General features: G+C 74.5%; 15 protein-coding genes. 11 read left to right on the forward strand and 4 right to left on the reverse strand.

All coding sequences use genetic code 11. The features are described from left to right. Positions 1 to 336: 336 nt before the first annotated feature. Positions 337 to 2,712 (reverse strand): SulP family inorganic anion transporter, encoded by a 2,376-nt coding sequence (locus tag ABTZ03_RS28960; RefSeq protein ID WP_350516052.1) that lies wholly within the window; start codon positions 2,710 to 2,712, stop codon positions 337 to 339. Positions 2,713 to 3,254: 542 nt separating this feature from the next. Further along, positions 3,255 to 4,274, reverse strand: coding sequence for an ATP-binding protein (locus tag ABTZ03_RS28965; protein WP_350516053.1), 1,020 nt, complete (start codon positions 4,272 to 4,274; stop codon positions 3,255 to 3,257). Between the two features lie 217 nt (positions 4,275 to 4,491). Between ABTZ03_RS28965 and ABTZ03_RS28970 the strand changes: the two genes are divergently transcribed. Next, the gene (locus ABTZ03_RS28970) at positions 4,492 to 5,382 is read left to right on the forward strand and encodes a Fic family protein (RefSeq protein ID WP_350516054.1); all 891 of its coding nucleotides are present in this window, start codon (positions 4,492 to 4,494) and stop codon (positions 5,380 to 5,382) included. 377 nt (positions 5,383 to 5,759) lie between these two features. Here the strand turns inward: ABTZ03_RS28970 and ABTZ03_RS28975 are convergent, their stop codons facing one another. Next, complete coding sequence (locus ABTZ03_RS28975; protein ID WP_350516099.1) at positions 5,760 to 6,557, reverse strand: HAD family hydrolase; 798 nt, start codon at positions 6,555 to 6,557, stop codon at positions 5,760 to 5,762. A gap of 831 nt (positions 6,558 to 7,388) precedes the next feature. On the opposite strand from ABTZ03_RS28975, the gene ssd reads away from it, so the two are divergent. The 8 genes from ssd (at position 7,389) to ABTZ03_RS29015 (ending at position 13,518) form a co-directional block, all read left to right on the forward strand. Next, a complete protein-coding gene (ssd, locus tag ABTZ03_RS28980; RefSeq protein WP_350516055.1) occupies positions 7,389 to 8,513 on the forward strand; it encodes a septum site-determining protein Ssd in 1,125 nt (374 codons plus the stop codon). Then, entirely contained in the window at positions 8,513 to 9,850 is a 1,338-nt protein-coding gene (locus ABTZ03_RS28985; RefSeq protein WP_350516056.1) for a TadA family conjugal transfer-associated ATPase, read from the forward strand. Before ssd ends, ABTZ03_RS28985 begins: the two co-directional genes overlap by 1 nt. Then, positions 9,847 to 10,053, forward strand: a complete 207-nt coding sequence (locus ABTZ03_RS28990) for a hypothetical protein (RefSeq protein ID WP_350516057.1) — start codon at positions 9,847 to 9,849, stop codon at positions 10,051 to 10,053. The genes ABTZ03_RS28985 and ABTZ03_RS28990 overlap by 4 nt, the downstream gene beginning before the upstream one ends. Before the next feature lies 1 nt (position 10,054). Then, the gene (locus tag ABTZ03_RS28995) at positions 10,055 to 11,074 is read left to right on the forward strand and encodes a type II secretion system F family protein (protein ID WP_350516058.1); all 1,020 of its coding nucleotides are present in this window, start codon (positions 10,055 to 10,057) and stop codon (positions 11,072 to 11,074) included. Positions 11,075 to 11,316: 242 nt separating this feature from the next. Beyond that, the gene (locus ABTZ03_RS29000) at positions 11,317 to 11,898 is read left to right on the forward strand and encodes a type II secretion system F family protein (RefSeq protein WP_350516059.1); all 582 of its coding nucleotides are present in this window, start codon (positions 11,317 to 11,319) and stop codon (positions 11,896 to 11,898) included. 135 nt (positions 11,899 to 12,033) lie between these two features. Beyond that, the gene (locus ABTZ03_RS29005; protein ID WP_502894618.1) at positions 12,034 to 12,306 is read left to right on the forward strand and encodes a DUF4244 domain-containing protein; all 273 of its coding nucleotides are present in this window, start codon (positions 12,034 to 12,036) and stop codon (positions 12,304 to 12,306) included. Continuing rightward, positions 12,296 to 12,841 carry a TadE family type IV pilus minor pilin gene (locus ABTZ03_RS29010; RefSeq protein ID WP_350516060.1) on the forward strand — a complete coding sequence of 182 codons (546 nt, stop codon included), beginning with the start codon at positions 12,296 to 12,298 and terminating at the stop codon, positions 12,839 to 12,841. The genes ABTZ03_RS29005 and ABTZ03_RS29010 overlap by 11 nt, the downstream gene beginning before the upstream one ends. Positions 12,842 to 12,873: 32 nt before the next feature. After that, a complete protein-coding gene (locus ABTZ03_RS29015; RefSeq protein ID WP_350516101.1) occupies positions 12,874 to 13,518 on the forward strand; it encodes an Rv3654c family TadE-like protein in 645 nt (214 codons plus the stop codon). Here ABTZ03_RS29015 and ABTZ03_RS29020 read toward each other — a convergent pair. Continuing rightward, the gene (locus ABTZ03_RS29020) at positions 13,513 to 15,876 is read right to left on the reverse strand and encodes a DEAD/DEAH box helicase (protein ID WP_350516061.1); all 2,364 of its coding nucleotides are present in this window, start codon (positions 15,874 to 15,876) and stop codon (positions 13,513 to 13,515) included. The genes ABTZ03_RS29015 and ABTZ03_RS29020 overlap by 6 nt on opposite strands. A gap of 222 nt (positions 15,877 to 16,098) precedes the next feature. Here ABTZ03_RS29020 and bldG point away from each other — a divergent pair, with 222 nt between their 5' ends. Both bldG and ABTZ03_RS29030 read left to right on the forward strand, forming a co-directional pair. Then, on the forward strand, positions 16,099 to 16,440 hold the full coding sequence (gene bldG / locus ABTZ03_RS29025) for an anti-sigma factor antagonist BldG (RefSeq protein WP_030289397.1): 342 nt from the start codon (positions 16,099 to 16,101) through the stop codon (positions 16,438 to 16,440). A 158-nt stretch (positions 16,441 to 16,598) separates the two neighbouring features. Beyond that, positions 16,599 to 17,018 (forward strand): ATP-binding protein, encoded by a 420-nt coding sequence (locus ABTZ03_RS29030; RefSeq protein WP_350516062.1) that lies wholly within the window; start codon positions 16,599 to 16,601, stop codon positions 17,016 to 17,018. The last annotated feature ends 195 nt before the right edge of the window (positions 17,019 to 17,213 follow it).

A 17,213-nucleotide genomic window follows, 5' to 3' on the forward strand; every position in this document is an offset into this window, starting at 1 on the left:
GGCCGCGGTGACGTTGGCGGCTGCGGCGAGCTCTGCCGGCGGGGCGAAACGCCGCTCCTCCTTGAGCAGGTTGGCCAGGCTCTCGTTGCTCAACGCGCACTCCTCATCGAGTTCATGATCTGGGGCGATCCCGTGCGTGGGGATTGTCCCGTGTGTCCCAGCGCACAAGCTCACCAGGCGAACGGGGCAGTTGACAAGAGGCTCCTTGGAATTGGTGTAGACCTTTGACCGATCGTCGAACGACCGACCGCGCAGCCCGCCGATCGGGACGGCAGGCCGCGCGGTGGCCGGTGGGCCCGTGCCCCGGCCCGCCCGGCGGGGACACGGACCCGGCTCTCAGGCGGCCAGCTGGGGGCCCTCCTCGCTGCCGTCGACCGAAACCCGGCTGTCGTTTCTCACCCGTTCGGCCGAATCGTCGTCAGGCCGGCCGGTGGCGCGGGCCTCGACCGGGCTGAACGTCCCGGCGGCGCGGTCGAGGACGTAGGCCTGGGCGGTGGCGAAGTCGAAGTACATCCCGACCAGCCGTAGGCTGCCCTCCTCGACCCGGCGCTCCACCGCCGGGTTCGCCATCAGCTGATCCAACTGCTGGACCACGTTGGTGATGCAGAGCTGCTCCGCCAGGTCGACCACCGGCCGGTCGGCGAACTCGGCCGGGGCCCGTCGGAGCCGGTCCAGCGAGCCGCGGCCGTTGCGCAGCCAGCGGGTCAGCGGGGTGGGCGGCCCGGGGCGCTCGTGCACCCCCTCCAGCAGGGCCTTCATCGCGCCGCAGCCGGAGTGGCCGCAGACCGTGATCGAGCGGACCTCCAGCGCCTCGACCGCGTACTGCACCGCGGCGGCCACCGAGTCGTCGGCCGCACCGGGCTCGAACGGGGCCGGCACCAGGTTGCCCACGTTCCGGACGGTGAAGAGGTCACCCGGGCCGCTGTTGGTGATCATGCTGGTCACCATCCGGGAGTCCGCACAGGTCAGGAAGAGCTGGGAGGGCGACTGCCCCTCCCGCGCCAGCCGGGCGAGCTCGGGCCTGATCAGCGGGGCGGTGTGCTGCTGGAACACCCGGACGCCGTCCAGCAGCCGGCCGTGCGGATCCTCCTGCTGCTCGATGCAGTGGTGACCGACCCAGGGCGTCCAGGCCCGGCAACGGTGGGGGGCCGGCGAGCTGCCGGCGCGCACGGTGCCGTCGGGGTCGAGCACCTCGTCGTCCTGGCGCCGGGTCACCAACGAGACCCGCCCGCCCGCGGCCTGGTGCCCCGTCCGCCAGTCGTGCAGCGTTTCGTAGGCGGCGTGGTCCAGGAAGGAGCCGTCGTGCACGACGGTGACCTCGGCGCCCGCCGGGATCCCGGTCAGCGCCCGGCTCAGCCGGGGGACGGCGGTGAAGGTGAGCGGCCCGTGGGTGTGGACGGTGACCGAGCCGTCGGGGCCGGTCTCGACGTCCACGTGGGCGCGGGTCAGCCGGTACAGCGCGAGCAGCACGGCGGTGCCGGCGCCGAGGCCGACCCCCCACAGCACCCCGAAGGCCACCACGGCGAGCAGGGTGGTCAGGTAGACCGGGAACTCGCGGTGCCGGTGCACATTGCGGATGTGCGCGAAGCTCACCATCTGCAGGCCGACCACCAGCACCAGCGCGGCCAGCGCGGCGAGCGGGATCCGGCGCAGTCCGCCGGTCAGCGCCAGCGCGGCGACGAGCACCCAGACGCCGTGCAGCACCGAGGCCCACCTGGTCTGCCCGCCGGCCCGGATGTTGGCGGTGCTGCGGACGGCGCCGCCGGCGATCGGCAGTCCGCCGACCAGCCCGCTGACCAGGTTGGCGAGGCCCTGCCCGCGCAGCTCGCGGTCGAGGTCACCGGTGCGCTGGGACATCCGGTCCACCGCCACGGCGGACAGCAGTGACTCCACGCTCGCGACGGCGGTGACGGTGAGGACGGCGGCGAGCACCCCGGCGAGCGGACCGTGCGGCAGCGCGGGCACGAGCGAACTCGGCTGCCAGGCGGGCAGTTCGATGTGGGCGAGCCGGAGGTCCAGGGCGAGGGTGAGCAGGGTCGCGACGGCCACCGCCACCAGCGGGCCGGGCACCTTGGCCAGGCGGACGCCGAACTCGCCCGCGCGGCCGGGGAGTCGGCCGAGCCGGGACCAGCCCAGCAGCACGGCCACGGTCACCGTGCCGGCCAGCAGCGCCGGTGGGTGCGGACCGGCCAACTGCCCCGGCAGCGCGAGGACGTTGGCGATCGCCGAGCTCTGCGGTGAGCCGCCGAGGACGACGTGCAGCTGTGCGATGGCGATGGTGAGCCCGACCCCGGCCAGCATGCCGTGCACGATCGCGGGCGAGACCGCGAGTGCGGTCCGGGCCACCCGGCGTGCGCCGAGCAGGAGTTGGAGCAGCCCGGCGGCGACGGTGACGGCACAGGTGGCCCGCCAGCCGTACTGGGCGATCAGCCCGGCGGTGATCACGGTCAGTGCGGCGGACGGGCCGCTGACCAGGAGCGGGGTGCCGCCGAACAGCCCGACCACGATGCCGCCGACGGCCGCGGCGGCCAGCCCGGCGGTGAGCGGGGCGCCGGTGGCGAGCGCGATGCCGAGGGAGAACGGCACGGCGATCAGGAAGACCACCAGGGAGGCGGAGAGGTCCGACCCCCAGCGGGCCCGGGCACTGGGGCCTGGTGGCGCGTGGTCGGTGGTGTCGGAGGCGATGGGTGCGCTGGAGATGTCGAGGGTCATGGTCTTCCCGTCTGTCCGGGGGAACGAACGCAGTCAGGTCCGGCGGTGAGTCCGGGGTGGGGCTCGGGGGCGGATCGGCTGTCGTGGGTCGCGACGGTGTGGCGGGATGGCGTGGGCACGGCGGGGGAGTGCGGGTGTCACCGGCCGGCGTCGACCATCTGGGCCCGCCAAGGGCCAGGGCGAGGTGCGGGATTCTCACCGTGGGCCGTTGGGGCGGGTCATCAAGATTCGGTAAACCGAGAGTAATGAAAGCTTTGCACAGCGTCGCTCCCGGAGGGAAGCGGAATATCCCGGGTTCACCCCATTGGGTGGTGTTCGAACCGACGGGAATCTGCTGGTGGGCGCGGTTCGGGGACGATCCGGCCGGGGCTCGGGGGCGATCCGGCCGGGGCTCGGGGCCGATGCAGCCGGGGCTCGGGGGCGATCCCGCCGGGGGCCGGGTGGTCGGGTCGGGCCGACACGGCGAACGGGCCGCGGCCTTCCCCGGGGTGAGGGGGAGGCCGCGGCCCGTCCGGTCCGTGGCGGTGCCGTCCGCGGAGGGGTCAGGCGGTGGCGCCCGCCGGAGTGGCCGGTGCGGCGTCGGGCGCGAACTCGCCGGGGAACCCGCCCAGGACGAAGTCCTCGTCCACCTGGGTCGCCAGGTCGATGCCGACCTTGGCATTGGCCCAACTCTCCGCGTTGCGCCGGTGGAAGAGGACGGCCTGCTCGGTGTAGCGGTGCGCGTCGCGTAGCCCGTACGCCGTCTCGGCCTCGGCCCGCAGTTCCTCCAGCACGGCCCGGTTGGCCGGTTCCAGCGACTTCAGCGGCGGTTCGGCGCCCTGCTCCAGTCGGCGCACCCAGTCCGACTGCCCGAAGGTGGTGAGCAGGTCGTCGCCGACCTCGCGGCGCAGGAACGCCAGGTCGTCCGGGCCCTGCACCTTGTTGCCGATGACCCGCAGCTGCACCCCGAAGTCCCGGGCGTAGTCCTTGTACTGGCGGTAGACCGAGACGCCCTTGCGGGTCGGCTCGGCGACCAGGAAGGTCAGGTCGAAGCGGGTGAACAGGCCGGAGGCGAAGGAGTCCGAACCGGCCGTCATGTCGGTGACCAGGTACTCCTCCGGCCCGTCCAGCAGGTGGTTGAGCAGCAGCTCCACGGCGCCGACCTTGGAGTGGTAGCAGGCCACCCCGAGGTCCTCCTCGGTGAACGCGCCGGTCGCCAGCAGTCGGACCGAGCCCTCGTCGAGTGCGATCGGGCGGGCGCAGGCGGCGTAGACCGGGTTCTCCTCGACGATCCGCAGCAGGCGCGAACCACGGCCGGGCGGCGTGGTTTTGATCATCTCGTCGGCCGAACGGATCAGCGGGTTGCTGCCGCGCAGGTACTCCTTGATCTCCGGCAGGTGTGCGCCCAGCGAGGGCAGCTCGTCCGCCTGGGCGTCCGTCAGGCCGAGCGCGGGGCCGAGGTGCTGGTTGATGTCGGCGTCGACGGCGATGACCGGTCGGCCGACGGCGGCCAGGTGGCGGATGAACAGTGCGGACAGCGTGGTCTTCCCGCTGCCGCCCTTGCCGACGAAGGCGATCTTCATCTGGGGCTCCGGCTCTCGCTCTGGGCCCTGGGGAGGGGCCGCGTGCTCGGGGCGCGCGTGCGGGGGCGCCCCTAAGTGGAAATCGTTATCGTCTCCGATAGTGGTCATGCTAGCCGGGGTTTGGGTCCCGCCGGGGGAGGGAAGTGAGGATTGCCTCTAACGGGTGATGCGGGGTTGCTGTTCCGGGAGGGGCCGGCTGTTCATTACTCTCGGGTAGGTGAGCACTGGAACAGATCCCCTCGCCCCGTTGGCCCAGCTCCCCGGGGTGCCCGACGCCGTGGCCGAGGTGCGCAAGGCCGTCGACCGGCTCTACGGCCACCGGGTGATGCGTCGCCGCGCGGCCGAGGTCACCTCCGAGTCCGCGCTGCGCGGCGCCCGCGCCTCGGCGGCCGTGGCCGGGGCGAACTGGCCGCTGGAGGAGGTCCGGCGGCGCACCGACTTCAGCGCCGACGCCGAGGCCCGTACGGTCGGTGCGGCCCTGCGGATCGCCGCCGAGGCGGGCCAGCTGCTCAGCGTCTGGCGGCACTCGCCGCTCCAGGTGCTGGCCCGGCTGCACCTGCTCGCGGTCGGCGACGCCGACCCGGCCGCCGGTCGGCCGCGCCGGGCCGGGGAGCGCGCCGAGGAACTGTTCCCGCTGGACCTCGAACCGGTGGAGAGCGTCGAGGTCGAGGCCGTCGTCGGACCGCTGCCGGTGCTGCCGCCGGCGCCGGACGCGGAGGAGGTCGCGGCCCGGCTGGACCAGCTCTCCCGGCTGCTGGTGGCCCGTGCGGAGGGCCACGGCGTGGGCACGCCGGCCCTGGTGGTCGCCTCGGTGGTGCACGGCGAGCTGCTCGCCCTGCGGCCGTTCGGCAGCCACAACGGGCTGATCGCGCGGGCCGCCCAGCGGATCGTGCTGATCGCCGAGGGCCTCGACCCGAAGTCGATCTGCCCCGCCGAGGTCGGCCTGGCCGAACTGGGCACCGACGCCTACCGGGTCGCCCTCGCCGGCTACCTGGCCGGCACCGCCGAGGGGATGGCCGCCTGGATCGCCCACTGCGGGCGGGCGCTGCGGCTCGGGGTCCGGGAGAGCACGGCGGTCTGCGAGGCGATGCAGCGCGGGATGGCCTGACCTGGGGCGGGCGGAACGGAACGGGCCGGAAAAGCGAGATGCGGCGGCACCTGATCCTGCTGGGTGCCGCCGCTGGTGCAGATACCGGGTGACCAAGCATGCACCGGAAGTGCCGATCAGACGGGGATCCTGCCCGTTCGTCTGGTCCGGCGGCCCGACAGCGGGTCGGCTGCATGTGGGTGCTCGGATATCTGTACACGCGGTCCGTGGGGCCTGAACTGCGTTGTCGGTTTGACCTCTTCGGTCCTGACCGGGTCTCGCGGGCCGTTGCTTCATTTGTATCGCGTTTCGCCCGAAAGGGGAACCCGAAACGAGAAGTCTGTGTCGATTGCCCGTTTTGCGGGCTTTCGTGCTAGCCGGTGCCGAAGGCGGGCGCCTCAGGCGGCGGGCCGGCGGCGCCGGGCCAGGTACCAGATGACCCCGGCGGTCACCGCGGCCGTCCCGACCGCCACGGCGGTCAGCACCGAACCGCTCGGCGCGGAGAACTCGGGCAGCCGCCGTCGCAGTTGCACCGGCCGGTCGAAGACCAGTACCGGCCACTCCCGGGCCTGCGCCTCCTTGCGCAGTGCGCGGTCCGGGTTGACGGCGGAGGGGTGGCCGACCGCCTCCAGCAGTGGCAGGTCGGTCGAGGAGTCGCTGTACGCGTAGGACGCGGCCAGGTCGTAGCCCTCGGTGCGGGCCAACTCCCGGATGGCGGCGGCCTTGTTCTCCGCGTAGGCGTAGTACTCGATCTCGCCGGTGTAGCAGCCGTCCTCGACCCGCAGCCGGGTGGCGATCACGTGGTCCGCGCCGAGCAGTTCGCCGATCGGCTCGACCACCTCGGAACCGGAGCTGCTGACGATCACCACGTCCCGGCCGGCCGCGTGGTGCTGCTCGATCAGTGAGGCGGCCTCGTCGTAGATGATCGGGTCGATCAGGTTGTGCAGCGTCTCGGCGACGATCTCCCGGACCTGCTGGACGTTCCAGCCCCGGGTGAGCGCGGAGAGGTACTCGCGCATCTTCTCCATCTGGTCGTGGTCCGCGCCGCCGACCAGGAAGACGAACTGGGCGTACGCGCTGCGCAGCACGGCCCGACGGTTGATCAGGCCGCCCTGGTAGAACGGGCGGCTGAAGGCCAGCGCGCTCGACTTGGCGATGATGGTCTTGTCGAGGTCGAAGAAGGCGGCGGTGCGCAGACCGTTCGGCCGGGGGCGGGCGGGTGCGCCCTGCTCCTCGGGCCCGGTGCGGTCGCCCTGGGACTCGTCGGCGTGGTCGTCGGCGTTCTCGGTGGTGTCCACGGGAACCGAGGATAGAGGGAGCCACAAAACACCCCGCCATTCGGCGTACTCGTGGGCGTGCGGGTTTGTGTTTCTGGCCGCTCGGGTACACCATGGAAGTCACGGATCGTTCGCGACCGTGCTAACCCGGTCCGGCTCCTCCCCCCCGAGTCGGGCTGTGGATAGACGACCCCCGCTCTCCCCCCCGGCGGGGGTCGTCGCACGTCCGGGGCCATTTTCAGGGCTTGAAGGCCCTCCGCGGGGGCTTCCGCGAGGGTCTCGCCGACGGTGTACAGGTGGTGTCGACGGCTCCGCCCGTCCACCACCTTTCGTCACTCTGTGTTGCCATTTGCTCATGGCGCGCACGGCGCGCGCGGCTGGATCCGACCGGGTCCGCGGAGCCGTCCCGGCGGGGTGCGGAGCACGCCGAGCGGGGGTGCGGGGGCGGTGGTCGGTCGAGCGTCGACGGACGGCTGGTTCATCTCGGTGACCCCCTTTCGTCAATTCTTCGCCGATTAGCCCCCCGCCCGGGTGAACGTTTTCATCCACAACCCCCGAGTTATCCACAGGCAATCGGAACCCGGATGACGGAATCCGGATCTCCCCCCACCGTGATGGTCGGCGGCGGTCGCCGGGCAAGGGCCTCATCCCCCTTCCTCTCCCAGAGGTCTGCCTGGCGGCCGTCCGCCGGAACCGTCCGATGCGCGCCGCGGCCGCCCAGGTGGCCGACGGCGCAGAGGGGAGAACACCATGTCGACGCCGATCGCCGACCACATCACCACCGAAGGCCCCGCGGCCGCCGGGCCGCTCGTCGTCACCGGGGACGAGGGCCTGGCCGAGCACCTGCTGCGGGTCTGCGCGGCAGCGGGCGCCGAGCCGAGGTTGATCAGGGGCGCGCCGCCGCCCCGCGAGCTGTGGGAGGGCGCCCCGCTGGTCCTGGTCGGGGACGACCGGGCGGAGCACTGCGCCGGGCTGGGCAGGCGTGCCGGGGTGCTGCTGCTCGGGCTGGACCTCGACGACCCCGGTGTGTGGGTCAGAGCGGTCCAACTCGGCGCCGAGCACGTGCTGTTCCTGCCCGACGCCGAGGCCTGGCTGCTGGACCGGATCGCCGACGCCGCCGAGGGCGTCGGCTCCCCGGCCCTCACCGTCGCCGTACTCGGCGGCCGGGGCGGGGCCGGGGCCTCGACCCTGGCCTGCGCCCTCGCGGTCACGGCCGCGCGGACGGGGCGGCGGACGGTGCTCCTCGACGGCGACCCGCTGGGCGGGGGCCTGGACATCCTGCTCGGCGGCGAGACGGCCCGCGGGCTGCGCTGGCCCGACCTCGCCGGGTCGCGCGGGCGGGTCAACGGGGCCGAACTGATCCGGGCGCTGCCGGCCCTGAAACGGCTCCCCGCGCTGTCCTGCCTGTCCTGGGACCGCGGCGACACCCTGGCGGTGCCCCCGGAGGCCATGCGCAGCGTGCTGGCCGCCTCCCGCCGCCGCGGCGGGTTGGTGGTGGTCGACGTGCCGCGCCAACTGGACGCGGCCGCCGGGCAGGCGCTGGAGCAGTCCGACCTGGCCCTGCTGGTCGTCCCGGCCGAGCTGCGGGCGGTGGCGGCCGCCGACCGGGTCGCGGCGGCGGCCCGGATGCGGCTCGGGGACGTCCGGGCGGTGGTCCGGCCACTGCGGGCCGGCGGGCTCCCGGCGCCCCGGATCGCCCGCGGGCTGCGGCTGGAGCTGGCCGGGGAGTTGGAACCGGAACCGGGCCTCGCCGAGGACGTCGAGAAGGGCGTCCCGCCCGGTACGCGGGACGGCGGCCCGCTCGCGCGCTTCTGCGCGACCTTCCTGAACGAGGTGCTGCCGCCGGTGTCGGCGGTCGGAGGAGGTGCGTACTGATGGTCCGTCTGCGCAGAACGGGAATGCGGGGCGGTGCGCCGGGCCCGGGCGACGGTGCGCGGGAGCACCGGCTGCTCAGGAGTGTGCCGCCGCCCGGCGGGCCGTCGCAGGCCGGGCACGAGCCCTGTCCGTACGGCCGGACGGCCCGCGAGGAGCGGGCGGCGGAGCTGGTGGACGCGGTCCGGCTGCGACTGGCCGAGTCGGGGGCCGCTCCGACGGCGGGCTCGGTCGCGGTGGTGCTGCGGGCCACCCGGCCGCCGCTCGGCGGGGACGAGGTGCTGGACACCGTGCGCTCACTGCGCGCCGAACTGGTGGGTGCGGGCCCGCTGGAGCGGTTGCTGGCGGCGCCCGACGTCACGGACGTGCTGGTGAACGGTCCGGAGGAGGTGTGGGTCGACCGTGGCGGCGGCCTGCACCGGGCCACCGGGGTCCGGTTCACGGACGCCGACGCGGTGCGGCGGCTGGCCCACCGGCTGGCCACCGCGGCCGGGCGGCGGCTGGACGACGCCCGGCCCTGGGTGGACGCCCGGTTGCCGGACGGCACCAGGCTGCACGCGGTGCTGCCGCCGATCGCGGCGGGCTGCACCCACATCTCGCTGCGGGTGTGTCGGCCCAGGCCGTTCACGCTCGGAGAGTTGACGGCTGGCGGCGCGCTGCCGCCGGAGGGTGCCGAGCTGCTGGCCGGCATCGTACGGGCGCGGCTCTCGCTGCTGGTCTCGGGTGGGACGGGCTCCGGCAAGACCACCCTGCTCGCGGCCCTGCTCGGCCTGGTCGGGCCGGACGAACGGATCGTGATCGCGGAGGACTCCGCCGAGCTGCGACCGGCCCACCCGCACGTGGTCCGGTTGCAGAGCAGGCCGCCGAACCAGGAGGGGCTGGGCGAGTTCACCCTTCGGGACCTCGTCCGGCAGGCCCTGCGGATGCGGCCGGACCGGCTGGTGATCGGCGAGGTGCGCGGGGCCGAGGTGTCGGACCTGCTGGCCGCGCTCAACACCGGGCACGAGGGCGGCTGCGGCACCGTCCACGCCAACACGGCGGCGGACGTGCCGGTCCGGCTGGAGGCACTGGGCTCGCTCGCGGGGCTCGACCGGCCGGCCCTGCACAGCCAACTGCGGGCCGCGCTGGACGTGGTGGTGCACCTGGTCCGGGATCCGGGCTCGGGGCGTCGCCGGGTGGCGGAGATCCACACGCTGACCGGGGACGGCGCCGGGCTGGCGGTGACCACTCCGGCGGTGGAGTTCCCCGCAGCGGGCGGTCTGGTCCCCGGCGCGGGCTGGGAGCGGCTGGTCGGGCTGCTCGCCGCGCGCGGGGTGGTGCTCGGGGCGGGGGCGCCATGAGCGCGGTGGCGGTCGCGGTGGCGGTGTCGGCCGGGTTGGCGGTGGTGGTGTCCGTGCTGCCGCTGGCGACGGCGGGCCAGGCGGCACGGGAGCTGAGGTTGGTGGAGATCGGGTTCGTGCTGCTGCTGGCCGGGTGTGCGGCGGGTGCGGTGGCACTGCTCGGGGTGTGGGAGCGAAAGGGACGAGGGCGTGGAGGTGGATGACATGACGCAGAGTCAGATCATGCTCGGTTGGGCGGTGGTGCTGTGTCTGCTGACCGTCGCCGGATGGCGGGCCGTTCAGGAACAGCTGCCGGGTGGGCGTCGCTGCAGGCTGGTGGTGGCGGGCAGCGGGCCCCCGGTGGGTGTGGCGGGGCCGGAGGTGGTGTGGCGGGCGAGGCGCCGGATCCGGGGGTTGCTGGCGCCCGAACTGCTGGCTCTTCCGGCGGGGTTGGCCGTCGGACAGGCCACCGCGTCGCCGGTGCCGGTGCTCGCGGGCCTGCTGGCCGTCCTGCCGCTTCGGCGGTGGCGGCTCCGGCGGCGCCTCGCCGTGGAGGCCGGGCAGCGGGCCGGCGCCGTACTGGAGCTCTGTGCCGCTCTGGCAGCGGAGTTGCGCAGCGGCTCGACACCCGAGCAGGCCCTGCACCTGGTGACCGCGCGGCTCGCCGCGGATCCGGACGGGTTGCGCCGGCTCGGGGCGGAGCCGGTGGCCCGGCTGGCGGCGGGGCGCTACGGCGGCGACGTCCCCGCCGCGCTGCACCTGCTGGCCGAACTGCCCGGCGGCAGTGGGGCGGCGGCGGTCGCGGCCTGCTGGCAGGTCGCCTCCGACGGCGGGTCGGGCTTGGCCGCCGCGCTGGACCGGGTCGCGGAGGCGCTGCGCGGTGAGCGGGCGCTGGCGGAGGAGATCGCCGGGGAGTTGGCCGGGCCGCGTACGACGATCGCGGTCCTGGCCGCTCTGCCGGGAGCGGGGCTGCTCCTGGGCGGGGCGCTCGGGGCCCGCCCACTGGAGGTGTTGCTGCACACCTCGGCCGGGCTCGGCTGCCTCGGGGTGGGAGCTGCCCTGGAGGGGCTGGGAGTGCTCTGGACGGCCCGGATCGTCCGGGGAGCGGCTCGGGGCGCGTTGGAGGCTCCACGGGGCTCCGGCGGCCTTTCTGGCGGGGGTGTCGAAGGGCCGGGCGGGAGCGAGGGCGGTTGGCGGGGCCTCCGGTGGGCGCGGGGGGCCGGCGTCGGAGCGGGGGTGGGGTGATGCGGGGCGTCGAGTGGGTGCCGGTCGGCTTGCTGTCGACGGTGGCGCCGGTACTGGTGGCGCCGGTGCTGATGGCGGCGGCAGTGGGGGCGTGGCACAGGGCCGGGCGGCGGGCGTCCCCCTGGGGGCGGGCTCGCTTCCGGTCACGGGCACGCCCACGGGCGCAGGAATCGGTGCGGGGGCGGCGTCGGTGGGGGGTCTCGGGTGCCGGGCGTCGGCGGAGAACGGTAACCGCGGTCGGTGTGGGGCTGGCCGTGGCGGTGCTGGTCGGCGGAGGCGTCGGAGTGGCGGCCGGGGTGCTGGCGGCGGTGGGCTTCCATCGGTGGTCGGCCCGGGCCCGGTCGCCGACGGACCGCCGTGCGGCCCTGGCGGAGGAGCTGCTGATCAGGCAACTCCCCTTGGGCGCCGAACTGTTGGCAGCCTGCCTCGGCGCAGCGGCGCTGCCCTCGGCGGCGGTGGTGGCGGTGGGCCGGAGCGTGGGCGCGCCGCTGGGGCCGAGGTTGGTGGCGATCGGGGCCGAACTGGCCCTGGGCGCACCGCCGGAGCTGTGCTGGACCAGGTTGGGCGAGCAGCATCCGTCGCTGGCACCGCTGGCGCGCTGCCTGGTTCGGGCGAGCCTCGGTGGGGCTCCCGTGGCCGGTCCGCTGATCGGGCTGGCCCAGGCCCAGCGGACGGCCGCCGCCCGGGCGGCCCACACCCGGGTCCGTCGGGCCGCGGTGCTCGCCACCGCGCCGCTCGGGCTCTGCTTCCTCCCGGCGTTCGTCCTGATCGGGGTGGTGCCGGTGGTGATCGGCCTCACCAGCCTCTTCGCGCAGGCGAGGTGAGTGGGCGTCGGAGCAGTCGATGGGGGAGGTGGAGGAGCCAGAACGGGTCCGATGGGCTTCGAAGAAGTCCAGGGCCGACCGGAGATGACCAGGAAAGACCAGTAACGATCAGAAGAGATCGGACAGGAGAGAACCATGACTGCAGTGATCGCGATCAGGCCGGGCATCGGGCACCCGCAAGGGCAGTTGGCCGGAACGTGGCGACGGAAGGGGCTCAGGGCCGTGGGCCGGGCGCGCACGGTGGTGCGGCGCCGGGGCCGGTCGGACGCGGGGATGACGACGGCCGAATACGCCGTCGGAACGCTCGCGGCGTGTGCCCTTGCCGCCGGGCTGTACAAGGTGGTGACCAGCGAGGCCATCACCGGGGCGCTGACCTCGATGCTGGAGCGGGCGCTCCATGCGACGTAGCGCCCGGCCGAGCTCCGGCTTCCGGATCCGTGCCGCAGGGGTTCGGCCCGCCGCCTCGCCCCGTGGGCGTACCGGCGGTGCCGCGCCCGACTCCCGGGCGGCCGAAGGGAGTTCGGAGGCGGAGCACGGCCGGGAGGTCCGGCGGCCGGTGCGGCGCGGGGACGCGGGCTTCGTCACGGCGGAGACGGCAGTGGTGCTGCCCGCGCTCGTGCTGCTGGCGGCGATGCTGATCTGGGCCGTGCTCGCGGCGGCCGCGCAGATCACCTGCGTGGACGCGGCGCGGATCGGTGCCAGGGCGGCCGCACGCGGGGAGCCGAACGCCGTCGAACTCGCCCGGGCGGCGGCTCCGCCGGGAGCACGGGTGCGGATGGCGGTCGCGGCGGACACGGTGCGGATCGACGTGGACGCCCCCTGCGCGGCGCCGGGCCGGCTGGGCGGCCTGCTCGCGGTGCGGGTCGGTGCGACGGCCGTGGCCGCGCGGGAGGACGTGCTGGGCGGCATCACGGAGGGAGGCGGAGGCTCGTGGCCCGCTTGAGCGGCGCTCGGGTCCGTACCGCTCGGGTCGTGATGCCTGGACTGCCCGGACGGCCCGGTCGGTTTGGCCGGCCCGGTCGGAGTGGTGGGTGCGGCGAGCCCTGCGGGCCCGGGGCGGGGTACGGGCCGGACGCCGGTTCGGCGACGGTCTGGCTGCTCGCCCTGGCGATGCTGGGCACGGTGGTCTTCGCCGCGACGATCGCGGTCGGCGCGGTGGTGACCGCCCGGCACCGGGCCGAGTCGGCCGCCGACCTGGCGGCCCTCGCGGCCGCGGACCGGCTGCTGCTGGACCCGGACGGCGGCTGCGGTCGGGCCGCCGGGGTCGCCGCGGCGCAGGGGGCCGGTCTGGTGTCCTGCGCGGTGGACCGCTCGGCGGACGCCGTCGAGGTGGTGGCCGAGGTGCCGGTGGGCCGGATCCCGCTGCGACTGCCGGTCGGTCCGGCGCGGGCGAGGGCCCGGGCCGGACCAATCCGGGCCCCGGCCACCACGGCCGAGGACGGCCCCGGCGAGGTGCGAGGCGGGGGTGCCACAGCTGGCGCCACGGCGCTGGCGGTCGAGGGGTCGGCGGTCGAGGGGCCGGCGGCCGAGGGGGCGGTGGTCGTCACGGAGTCGGGGTTCGTCGCGGGTGCGGCGGGCCTCAGGGAGGCGGAGGAGCTCAGGAAGGAGGTGGTCTCATGAGGCGTCCGGTGCTCCACCGGCCGACTCGGCGGCGGAGTCCGCCGCAGGTGCCCCGGCCAGCAGGACGTCCAGCAGCTGGACGGCGGCCGCCTTGTCCAGCGGGTCGTTCCCGTTGCCGCACTTGGGCGACTGGACGCAGGACGGGCAGCCGCGCTCGCACTCGCAGGCGGCGATCGCGGCCCGGGTGGCGGTCAACCACTGGACGGCCCGCTGGAATCCGCGTTCGGCGAAGCCGGCCCCGCCCGGGTGGCCGTCGTAGACGAACACCGTGGGCAGCCCGGTGTCGGGGTGCAGCGGGACGGAGACGCCGCCGATGTCCCAGCGGTCGCAGGTGGCGAACAGCGGGAGCAGGCCGATCGAGGCGTGCTCGGCGGCGTGGGCGGCGCCGGGCAGCTGGTCTAGCAGGAGGTCCGCGTCGAGCAGTTGGTCCTCGGTGACGGACCACCAGACCGCGCGGGTGCGCAGGGTGCGGGGCGGGAGGTCGAGCTTGCTCTCGCCCATGATCTCCCCGGTGGAGATCCGCTTCCGGAGGTAGCCGACCACCTGGTTGACCACCTCCACCGAGCCGAAGCTGAGCCGGCCCTCGCCCCAGTGGACGGTGGTGTCGGTGTCGAGGACGGAGATGGAGGTGATGTTACGGGCCGCCGTGGTGTACGGCGGGTCGGCCGGTTCGACCAGGGCGACCGAGTCCTCCAGGTCGAGCTCCCGGACCAGGTAGGTGCGGCCCTGGTGGAGGTGGACGGCACCGGTGTGGACGGTGGTGTGGGCGGCCGCGGCGTCCACCGTGCCGAGCAGCCGACCGGTGTCGGCCTCGATGATCTGCACCGGGCTGCCGCCGCTGCCCCGCAGGTCGACGGCGTCGGCGGCACGCTCCCGGCGGGTCCAGTACCAGGAGCCGTCGGAGCGCCGGCGCAGCAGACCGCGCCGTTCCAGCACCGGCAGCAACGGTGCGGTGGAGGGGCCGAACAGCTCCAGGTCGGCGTCGGTGAGCGGGAGTTCGGCCGCGGCCGCGCACAGGTGCGGGGCGAGTACGTGCGGGTTGTCGGGGTCGAGCACGGTGGCCTCGACCGGGGTCGCGAACAGCGCCTCCGGGTGGTGCACCAGGTAGGTGTCCAGCGGGTCGTCCCGGGCGATCAGGACGGCCAGCGCGCCCTGGGCCTCGCGGCCCGCCCGGCCCGCCTGCTGCCACAGCGAGGCCCGGGTGCCGGGATAGCCGGCCATCAGGACGGCGTCGAGTCCGGAGATGTCGACGCCGAGTTCGAGAGCGGAGGTGGAGGCGAGTCCGAGCAGTCGGCCGGAGTGCAGATCGCGTTCCAGGGCCCGGCGTTCGTCGGCGAGGTAGCCGCCGCGGTAGGCGGCCACCCGGTCGGCGAGCGGACGGCCGAGTTGGTCCTGGGCCTGCAGGGCGACGAGTTCGGCGGCCCGGCGGGAGCGGACGAACACGACCGTCCGGGTCTGCCGTTCGACCAGATCGGTCAGCAGGTGCGCGGCCTCGGCGGTGGCGGTGCGGCGTACCGGGGCCCCGTGCTCGCCGACGTTCTCGGTCAGCGGCGGCTCCCAGAGGCCGAAGACCATCGGTCCGCGCGGCGAGGCGTCCTCGGTGACGGCCACGGCGGGCAGGCCGGTCAGCCGCCGGGCGGTGGCGGCCGGGTCGGCGGTGGTGGCGGAGGCGAGCAGGAAGGTGGGTGACGAACCGTAACGGGCGCAGAGGCGGCGCAGCCGCCGCAGTACCTGGGCGACGTGCGAGCCGAACACGCCCCGGTAGCTGTGGCACTCGTCGACGACCACGTAGCGCAGCACCTTGAGGAAGGAGGACCAACGGGCGTGCGCGGGCAGGATGCCGCGGTGCAGCATGTCCGGGTTGGTGAGCACGTAGGAGGCGTACTGGCGGACCCACTCGCGCTCCTCCGGCGGGGTGTCGCCGTCGTACAGGGCGGCCCGGACCCTCGGCGGGGCGAGTTCGGCGGCGCGCCGGCGCTGGTCGGCGGCGAGCGCCTTGGTCGGGGCCAGGTAGAGCGCGGTGGCGCCGCGGCCGTTGCGGGCCTCGGTGCCCTCCAGCAGGTCGCTGAGTACCGGCGCCAGGTAGCCCAGCGACTTGCCCGAGGCGGTGCCTGTGGCGATCACCACAGTCTGGCCGCTTTTGGCCAGGTTCATCGCTTCTGCCTGGTGCGCCCAGGGCTGTTCCACCCCGACGTCCAGGGCCGAGGCGACGATCTCCGGTCGGATCGAGTCGGGCCACGGTGAATAACGCGCAGGTCGGGCGGGAAGGTGCTCCGTATGGGTGAGCCGGTCGGCCCGCCCCCGACTGGTGGACAGGGTCGTGAGCAGTGCCTCGGGCAGGCTGTGTCGGGGCGGCATGAGGACCCAGTGTGTCACCGGCGTGACGCAGAATCGTCGTAAGCCATCGTGCGGGCATGGTCGCAGGTGGTTGAATGTGGCCGTGACGGCCGTACGGCCGTGGGTCGCAGCGCTGAGGCTTGCCACGCGTTGGCTTGGCGCGTCCGGGCTCGCGACCATGCGGTGGCGGCCGTCCGGCCGAGGATCGCACATGACGTAGCAAGGCAAGGTGCTGGAGGTTCCGTGGACCTGTCCCTGTCGACCCGTGCAGTCGGCGATCGTACGGTCGTCGAGGTTGGCGGCGAGATCGATGTGTACACCGCCCCGAAGCTGCGGGAGCAGCTGGTCGAGCTCGTCAACGACGGCAAGTACCACCTCGTCGTCGACATGGAGGGCGTCGATTTCCTCGACTCGACCGGCCTCGGCGTGCTCGTCGGCGGTCTGAAGCGGGTGCGTGCCCACGAGGGCTCGCTGCGCCTGGTGTGCAACCAGGAGCGCATTCTCAAGATCTTCCGGATCACCGGTCTGACCAAGGTCTTCCCGATCCACACCTCGGTGGACGACGCGGTCTCCGCGACCGACTGACGCGTCCGGGCCGGCCCTTGCGGCCGGCCCGCCCGTTCCATGCGTCCAGGGGCGCCGGGGCCCGCGCGGCCCCGTCGCTCCCGGACGCCTCAGGGCCGGTCGAGCCGGTCCGCGGGGCCGCGTCGTCGGCCCCGGTCGGAGCACCCCGAGGGGGAGAGATGGCAACCGTCGAACTTCGATTCAGCGCGCTTCCCGAGCACGTGCGGACGGCCCGGCTGGTCGCCGCGGCCGTCGCGAGACGGGCCGGGGTCGACGAGTCGGTGCTCGACGAGGTCCGGCTCGCGGTCGGTGAGGCCTGTTCCCGTGCGGTCGGTCTGCACCAGCGCGGTGGCATCGGCGGCACGGTCCGGGTCGCTCTGACCGACCAGGAGAAGCGTTTCCTCATCGAGGTCGAGGACGAGGCGGGCCCCGCCGCCGTTCCGACGGCCGGTGCCGCCGAGGGCGGAGACCCGGACGAGGACACCCTGGGCCTCGCCGTGATCACCGGTCTGGTCGAGGACCTGGAGGTCACCAACGGCGCCGACGGTGGCGTGATCCGGATGAGCTGGCCGGTTTCGGTCGCCTCCGTCGCGGTCTGACCTCGTCGGGCGGTTCCGGTCGCGGCCTGCCCGGCCGCAGCTTGCCCGGGCGGTGGTCTGTCCCGGCGGTGGTCTGTCCCGGCGGTGGTCTGCCCGGGCGCGGCCTGCCCGGGCGGGGTGTGAGGGCCGCTCCTGTGGCGTGGTCCGGATTCCGCTCTCCGGACACTCGTTGACAATGTGTTGAACCTGGCGGTT

This window comes from Kitasatospora sp. NPDC096077 (assembly GCF_040303245.1).
Taxonomy (GTDB): Bacteria; Actinomycetota; Actinomycetes; order Streptomycetales; family Streptomycetaceae; genus Kitasatospora.

Coding starts and splice junctions, on each gene's coding strand:
- ABTZ03_RS28960 (WP_350516052.1), bottom strand. CDS start 2,712: ATGACCCTCGACATCTCCAGCGCACCCATCGCCTCCGACACCACCGAC.
- ABTZ03_RS28965 (WP_350516053.1), bottom strand. CDS start 4,274: ATGAAGATCGCCTTCGTCGGCAAGGGCGGCAGCGGGAAGACCACGCTG.
- ssd (WP_350516055.1), top strand. CDS start 7,389: ATGTCGACGCCGATCGCCGACCACATCACCACCGAAGGCCCCGCGGCC.
- ABTZ03_RS28985 (WP_350516056.1), top strand. CDS start 8,513: ATGGTCCGTCTGCGCAGAACGGGAATGCGGGGCGGTGCGCCGGGCCCG.
- ABTZ03_RS28990 (WP_350516057.1), top strand. CDS start 9,847: ATGAGCGCGGTGGCGGTCGCGGTGGCGGTGTCGGCCGGGTTGGCGGTG.
- ABTZ03_RS28995 (WP_350516058.1), top strand. CDS start 10,055: ATGACGCAGAGTCAGATCATGCTCGGTTGGGCGGTGGTGCTGTGTCTG.
- ABTZ03_RS29005 (WP_502894618.1), top strand. CDS start 12,034: ATGACTGCAGTGATCGCGATCAGGCCGGGCATCGGGCACCCGCAAGGG.
- ABTZ03_RS29010 (WP_350516060.1), top strand. CDS start 12,296: ATGCGACGTAGCGCCCGGCCGAGCTCCGGCTTCCGGATCCGTGCCGCA.
- ABTZ03_RS29015 (WP_350516101.1), top strand. CDS start 12,874: ATGCCTGGACTGCCCGGACGGCCCGGTCGGTTTGGCCGGCCCGGTCGG.
- ABTZ03_RS29020 (WP_350516061.1), bottom strand. CDS start 15,876: ATGCCGCCCCGACACAGCCTGCCCGAGGCACTGCTCACGACCCTGTCC.
- ABTZ03_RS29030 (WP_350516062.1), top strand. CDS start 16,599: ATGGCAACCGTCGAACTTCGATTCAGCGCGCTTCCCGAGCACGTGCGG.